General features: G+C 65.3%; 3 protein-coding genes. 1 reads left to right on the top strand and 2 read right to left on the bottom strand.

The features are described 5' to 3' along the window. Positions 1-167: 167 nt before the first annotated feature. Both AB0C84_RS45120 and AB0C84_RS45115 read right to left on the bottom strand, forming a co-directional pair. Entirely contained in the window at positions 168-1400 is a 1233-nt protein-coding gene (locus AB0C84_RS45120; protein WP_361078870.1) for a cytochrome P450, read from the bottom strand. 115 nt (positions 1401-1515) lie between these two features. Further along, a complete protein-coding gene (locus AB0C84_RS45115) occupies positions 1516-3117 on the bottom strand; it encodes a BTAD domain-containing putative transcriptional regulator (protein WP_361078867.1) in 1602 nt (533 codons plus the stop codon). Between the two features lie 689 nt (positions 3118-3806). On the opposite strand from AB0C84_RS45115, the gene AB0C84_RS45110 reads away from it, so the two are divergent. Then, the gene (locus AB0C84_RS45110; RefSeq protein WP_361078864.1) at positions 3807-5549 is read left to right on the top strand and encodes an SAM-dependent methyltransferase; all 1743 of its coding nucleotides are present in this window, start codon (positions 3807-3809) and stop codon (positions 5547-5549) included. Positions 5550-5782 lie beyond the last annotated feature (233 nt).

Here is a 5782-nt window from a genome sequence, read left to right as displayed (position 1 = left end):
CGACTGACGGCAGGTGCAGGTGGTCCGGCACGAGCGGGTCGGGGGTGCGCAGCAGCGTGCCGGGCCCGGCCAGCGCCCCGATTACCGGCACCCGGGGGCAACCTGAAGGTCTGGCCTTGGCGGTGGCGACGGTGGAAGGACAGCGGGTTCGATCGAGCCGAAGCCGCTCAGTTCCAGACGATCGGATATGTCCTAGGTCGACGAATGAACCCAGCATCCCAGCGCCACTCCAGTTCGTGGTTCGGCACCGCCGGTCGCAAGGTGGGCAGCCGCCGGGTGAGGAGCTCGAAGGCGACCTGGAGTTCCAGACGGCCCAGTGGCGCGCCGACGCAGATGTGAGGGCCGTTGCCGAATGTCAGATGCGGATTGGGGGTACGGGCCAGATCGATTCTCGCCGGGTCTGGGAAGGCCGCCGGGTCGTAGGCTGCCGCGTCAGGCGACGGGATGACGAGGTCGCCTGTTCGGATCTGCACTCCTCCGAGTTCGGTGTCGCAGGTTGCGCGCCGGGGCTGGGTCGTGCCGAGGACCCCGTTGGGGACTACGCGCAACATCTCCTCTACAGCGGTTGGAATGAGTGCAGGTTCGGCGACCAGTTGAGAGTACAGCGATTCACCGTCAGAGCCCTCGGTTGTCAGCAGACGGTGCGTGGCGCATATAAGGGCGCCTGCAGTGCTCTCCCATCCACCGGTGACGACGCTTGCGGCCAGCAGTCCTGCTGAGGCTTCATCGACGCCGGCAGCCTGGGCATTGAGGGCCACGACTGATACCAGGTCTTCACCTGGATCTTGCATGCGCTCCCGCATGAGCGCGACCATGTATCCCACCATGGCTTTAGTGGCTGCGGGGGCCGTGCGGTGAGCGTCGGGGTCGACAGAGATGATGTCTTCGTTCCACGCCCTGAAGCGCCCGTAGTCGGCTTCTGGGATGCCGAACTGGTGCCCAATGACGCTGAGGGTCAGGGGCAGGGCGAAGTCCTCGGCAAGATCTGCTGGCTCTCCCTTGGCGAGCATCGTCTTGAGCCGGTCCGCGGCCAGGTTCTCGATCTGTGGTCGAAGCTTCCGCACCTTAGACGGGGTGAACGCCGCCTTGACTAGGCCACGAATACGCCGGTGCTCCTCACCGTCCAGGGTAATGATGATCGGAGCGGCCTTGATGAACGGTGAGATGCCGTCGGCGGATCCCCGCTCGAATGTGCCGGCGTCCCGGTAGACGCGCAAGGCTTCTTCATAGCCGGTGACCAGCCATGCCTCGGCATCCGCCTGGCCGGGTGGTAGCGCAACGCGAGACACCGGCCCTTGCGCCTGAAGCTGCATGTGCGTCGCGGAGAGACTGAGCGGCTCGGCCGGCGGGTCGAAGGGAAAATGCGGGCATGCGGTTACCGACTGGGGGGTGAGGGACACCTCGTCGTCCTTTCGGGACCGAGACCGATCCTTGCCCTGCTACGTAAAAAGATCAGCAGAAACCGCATCATATGTCAATAATTCACGCAAAGCACCCATGAGTCTCACGTGGCGGTCAACGTTTGATCGCCACGACGCTGTTCTGCCGCCACGGGCCTCGCCTGCCCGCGGGCCCCGGCTCCGGCCAGAACCTGAACGAATCACTCGGGCTGGGCGGCAGCACCTCCCACCCCTCCGGGACCAGCTCAACCATCTGCTGTCCAGTCCGATACTCCACTACGTCCGGCGTCGGGTAAGCGCCAAAGATCTCCCTGACATACTCCCTCACCCCTGGGTCGAGCCCCTCGGGTGTAGGCCCCGTCACACTAAACAAAGACCCCCGGGTCAGTTGGTCGCACAGGAGGCCATAGGCCGCCCGAAGATCATGGACGCCACTCGTGGAGTTCAGCTCATGCCGGTCGATGATGATGACCGGCTCTCTCTCCTCCAGCGGCTTGTCCAACTGAAGCAGCGCCGCCACAGCTGGATTCTGCAGGATGCGCGCCGGGGCCAGGACGCTGCCATGGACGAACTCAGCGTTCTCCACGTCTCGAAGCTGGACGGCCGAGTGCTGAGCGAGCGCCGGATCACGGTTGGCATACACGACGCAGGCGTCGGGACGGGCAAGGTGGGCGGTCTTGTGCGCGCTGTACCAGGCGGGCGGAAGCGCGCCCAGCTCCAGAATGCGGACGATGTCGTACTTGAGGATGGCCGCCCGGACCAGGCGGTTGCCGAAATCCCGATTCTCTTCTTCCAACTGCGTCCACCCCCGCATCGACTTGACGACACTGCAGGAGGCACGGTCCAGCGCAGTGGTATAGGTCTCGGCGGGACGATCATCCAGGATGGCGACACACATCCGCGCGACCGATAGGCCACTGGTGTCGGCACCCGAATCGATCACCGCGCGGTCGGCGGGCGGGAGGTCGGGCGGAGTGACCTCCAACAACGCGGCATCGTTAACGTTGATCTGCTGGGCCAGACGCTGCAGAGCGCGGCCAGGTTCCCCCCGGATCTCACGTTGAAGACGCTCGCGGTACTCGGTGTAGAGCGAAAGCGCATCAGGTCCCCGATGGCTCCTATACAGGGCGGTCATGAGCAGACCCCGTAGGTGCTCCCGGCGCCACCAGCGGGCGACCAGGGGTGGCAGGGACGTGCTGGCGCGTGCATGCAGGCCGAGCTGCAATTGCACTTCGGCCTGCTGCTCGACAGCGCTCAAACGTTCGGCATGCAGGTTGCTGATTAGCGCCTTCATCTCGGAGGTGGCAGGTAGACCGCGCAGCCCACTGTCAGGCCAACGGTGCAGCGTCCGCTCCCACAGCAGCACCGCAGCATGCGGATCGCTGGCCGAGCGCTGGGCACAAGTCTCCACAAGCTCGCGCCAGCTCCACAGGTCGACGCGGTCTCCCGGCTGCGGAGTGAACTGATAGGTGTCGGTGGCGCGATCTCCACCGATCCGCTCAGAACCTAGGGCGCCACGGAGCTTGTACATCGCCTGGTGGAGCAGGCGCTTGTCTGCACCGTCCCCCCACACCAAGTTCATCAGCCGATCGGCCGGCACTGGACCCGCATCCCCCTCGACGACGAGCGCCAGGAGCACGGCACTGACCAACGGCTGGAGACTGCGGGCCCCTGAACCCTCCTGAACGTGAATGCCGTTGAGCACCGTGACTTGCACGCCATCTCCCCCCTCGGTGTCGCCAGGAGATCGACCGTAGCCGGTGAGTGGAGGCGCGCCCAGCCCCTTTCGGTCCTATTTTTCTGCGAGACAGACCGATTGTTATCAGACCCTTATGGCCGGATCCGGCCAACTTCTTGCACCCCCAACAAGGCGTCTACATGCAGAAACGCAGAGGTGCGCGCGCCGATGCACGTGCAGTGATCAGCTGGAGATCCACCGGTGAGCGACTGGTGAGCGACTGGTGAGCGAGCAGAGAGAGACCCCCTGTGGACCGGGCTACCGTTGTCGTGTCCTCACGCGACGTAGCGGGAGAGAACCATCGGGCCGATCCTCTGCTGCACCCCGTTCTCGTTGCCACCGTGAGAGCTAGCCGATGGAACCGGAGCCAGAACTTTCCGGAGAGACGAAAGGACCGACAGCGGGTGAACGCAAAGCCGGGCCGTGGGCGGGCGACTGGCGGAAAGCGCCGGCGGCCAGATGCCTAGCAAGCACAGATGCCGCCGCGCCTCCACTGTGACAACCGGCTCTTGCAACAAGCCCACCCTGCTTGAGCGGTGGACGGCTCTCCAGCATCCCCGCACGCGTCCCAACCAGAGACCACCTCCTCAGCCACACCTCTGAAAGCGCCATACGAGATCCGCCATCAACCACCCGGACCGGATCAGGGAGCTCCCGAGAGGCCGAACATGCAGATCAAGATCCTTGGGGATCTCACGGTCATAGATGACCACGGACACCTCGTCCCCTTCGCAGGACGACGTCGCCGGCAGCGCAGCCGAGAACTGTTCTCCACACTTTCCCTCTACCGAGTGTCCTTGTCCGCCGCGCAAATCAAGCGCCTGCTCTGGGACACCGAGCAGGACAAGACCTCAGCTCTCACCACGCTGATCAACACCACCCGCAGAGAGATCCCCAAAGGCTGGTTGATCACCGACCGCAACGAGGGCAAGCCCGACACCTACCGTCTGCGGAACGACGTCGCAGACATCGTCGACGCCCACAGCTTCAGAACCGCCCTCAAGCTCGCCCAGCGTGCGCACGCCAAAGGCGATCTCCCCACCGCGATCCGGCTGTACCGCGAAGGCCTCAACCTGTGGCGCACCGGCGAACGATCCGACCTGCTTCCCGACCTGCCCGACACCTTCGCCATGCGGGAGAACCGCGAGCACCTCCTCAGAGACCTGCGGTGTGCCAGTGACAGCTTCGTGGACGCGCGCATGGACGCTGGCGACCGCTCGATCGGGCTCGCCGATGACATCCAGGACCTCATGCTCGCCCATCAGCCCATCAACAGCTACCTGCTCCAGCGGCGGATGCAGGTCCTTTATCATGCCGGGCGAAAAGCGGAAGCCCTAGCCGCATACTGGGACGCCAAGCGCTTCTTCGCAGCCCACTTCGGGACCACCCCCGGGCCCCACCTGGCGCGCCTCCGCGACCAGATCGCCGACGACGATCCTTCCCTGGCCCTGCCTACCCCGCGGCCATCGAGCACGACTTTGCGAACTGTCGGTCCCACGGTCCGCGGCATCCGCGATGCGGCTCTGGGCGGCAAGGACGGCACCCAAGTTGACCGGGAACTCCTCAACACTCTCAACCACGAATCGGCCAACGAGTTCGGGCGCGCCCTCATCGAGAGCCGCCAAGCGCTCACCCGAATGGTCAAACGACTCTGCGGAGCAGGCATCTACCAGTTCCTGGTCCTCGGCCCAGGGCTACCAGCTCCTGCTCCGCACCAGCAGGTACATGAGATCGCGCAGACCACCACACCCGGCGCCCGAGTCCTGTACATCGACGCCGACCCGGTCGTCGCCGCCCATGCCCGGGCGCTCTTGACCGACGGTGGCCGCATCATCTTCCGCCAAGCCCGCCTCACCGAGACCGACCAGGTCCTCTATGAGGCGGGGAAACACTTCGATCTCCGTCACCCTGTCGCAGTCGTGGCCGCCGACAGCCTGACCTATATCGGATGCCGTGATGCTGACCTGGGCACCAACGAGGTTGCTGAGCTACTCGACGCCTACATGAGCGCCCTGCCCGATGGCAGTGCACTGGCTCTCATCAATCTGACCGGCGACGGGCTCGACAACCGCGTCCGCTCCCACCTGGACGCCACAGCCCCCCATGCCGAACTGCCTTGTTACCTGCGGTCGGCGGAACAGATCCAGCAACTGTACGGGCGCCTCACCATGCTCGCACCCGGACTGGTCACATGCTCCCAGTGGCGCTCCCGTCGGTCCGCTCCCGCCGACAATGTGCGCATCCTGGCCGGCCTGGCCGTCAAGGGCGCGCTTCGGCCGCCCCTTAGCCAGCCGCACGAGCCAGACGCCCGCACGCTGCGGCCAGCAGCATCAGTCGGCCTACGGTGCCAGGAAACGGTGATCTCGGCGGACAGTTCCCTTGACATCACGTTCAGTAGGGTCGCCTCATGATCCACCACACCAGACGTAGGCGCACCCCACCAGCTGCCGCGCCACGCAGGTCATCCACACCCTGTGGATCTGTTCGGCGCGCCTCATCCCATGCGCATCCTGGGTCCGCTACGGTCACCGTAGGCCGCTGCGCTCCGTCCGCCAGACGGGAAGTAAGAGGCCATAAAAGAAGCGACGGCGGGGCGCCGGTCATCGGACTGGAAGCCCGATGGCCAGCGACGCGCCGCCGCCGC

The sequence above is a fragment of the Actinomadura sp. NPDC048955 genome (assembly GCF_040649435.1).
Lineage (GTDB): Bacteria > Actinomycetota > Actinomycetes > Streptosporangiales > Streptosporangiaceae > Spirillospora > Spirillospora luteofluorescens.
The sequence above is the reverse complement of the archived record's forward strand: the minus strand, read 5'-3'. Positions and strand labels throughout refer to the sequence as shown.

Excerpts from the sequence above, each read along its gene's own strand:
- AB0C84_RS45110 (WP_361078864.1), top strand. The coding sequence starts at position 3,807 with ATGCAGATCAAGATCCTTGGGGATCTCACGGTCATAGATGACCACGGA.